We start from the raw sequence: 1,266 nt of genomic DNA, 5'->3' as shown, positions 1-1,266 counted from the left end.
ATAAGGTCCTTCGCTGCGCTCAGGATGACAGACGACTATCAGGCTTCAATGCCTACTTCGCCGCCAGCTTGCTGGCAATCTCGGCCGTGTGGCGGCCCTGGAAGCGGGCACCTTCGAGCTCATTGGCGCTAGGCTGGCGCTCGCCCTGGCCGCCGGCCACGGTGCTGGCGCCGTAGGGCGTGCCGCCCGTTACTTCCTCGTGGCCCATCTGGCCCTGCCAGGCGTAGGGCAGGCCCACCACCACAAAGCCGTGGTGGAACAGCTCGGTGTGGAAGCTGCGGATGGTGGTTTCTTGGCCGCCGTGCTGGGTGGCGGTGCTCACGAACACGCCGCCCACTTTGCCCACCAGCGCGCCCTTGGCCCACAGGCCGCCGGTGCTGTCCATAAATGCCTGCATCTGGCCGCAGAGGTTGCCGTAGCGCGTGGGCGTGCCGAAGATGATGGCGTCGTACTGCGTCAGCTCATCGGGCGTGGCCACGGGCACGTGGGCAAAGGCCTGCTGCGCGCCGGTGGCGCCGGTCTGGTCGAGAATGGCCTGGGGCAGCGTTTCGGGCACGCGCTTCACCACTACCTCGTTGCCAGCGATTTCGCGGGCGCCTTCGGCCACGGCCTCGGCCATTTTCCAGATGTGGCCATACGTAGAGTAAAATAGAACGAGCGTCTTCATGCGGAGTGGGGAAAAGTTGATGTGAAAGAGTGAAACAGGGAGAAAACAGGTAGTACGCACGCGGCCGCAAAAAGCTGGGCGACGGGTTGCGGCAGTTGGCCGATTTCGAGCGCCCGGCCGGCAGCGCCCGGCATTATCTTGCGGCATGAAGGAGGCTTTGGCGGAGTTTTGGCGCGGGGTCGCTACGATAATTGCGTGGGCTTGCAACCATTTGGCCCGGGTGGGCATCCCCCTTCCGTCGGCCGTCCACGGGCCGGCGGCTTACGCTACCATCCTGCCTTCCTATGCTGCAAAATTTCCTCCTTTCGACTACTTCTTCCCTGGCTGGCACGGGCACCAGCCTGCAAGCGTGAGCACGGCCACCTGGTTTGCGTTCGGGGCCGACGATGTGCTGCCCGACCAGCCCGCCGCCGTGCCGCGCCTGACGGCCAGCCGCTCGTCGGCCCTCACCAGCCCGCCCACCGAGGCCGAGCTGATTGACGGCTGCCTGCGCGGCCGCCAGCTGGCCCAGAAGCTGCTCTACGACAAGTTTGCCGGCAAAATGATGGCCGTGTGCCTGCGCTACGCCCAAACCACGTTCGAGGCCGAAGACGTGCTGC

General features: G+C 65.5%; 1 protein-coding gene and 1 pseudogene. One reads left to right on the top strand and one right to left on the bottom strand.

The window, feature by feature from the left end; all coding sequences use genetic code 11:
• Positions 1-52 precede the first annotated feature (52 nt).
• Positions 53-667: an NAD(P)H:quinone oxidoreductase gene (gene wrbA, locus ACYVDE_RS23220; RefSeq protein WP_460503902.1), complete on the bottom strand. Its 615-nt coding sequence runs from the start codon at positions 665-667 to the stop codon at positions 53-55.
• Positions 668-1,016: 349 nt separating this feature from the next.
• On the opposite strand from wrbA, the pseudogene ACYVDE_RS23215 reads away from it, so the two are divergent.
• Positions 1,017-1,266: pseudogene (locus tag ACYVDE_RS23215) on the top strand (hypothetical protein); the annotation flags it as partial.

It is taken from the genome of Hymenobacter agri, assembly GCF_054778495.1.
Note: the sequence above shows the minus strand (reverse complement) of the source record. Positions and strands in the feature narration are given on the sequence as shown.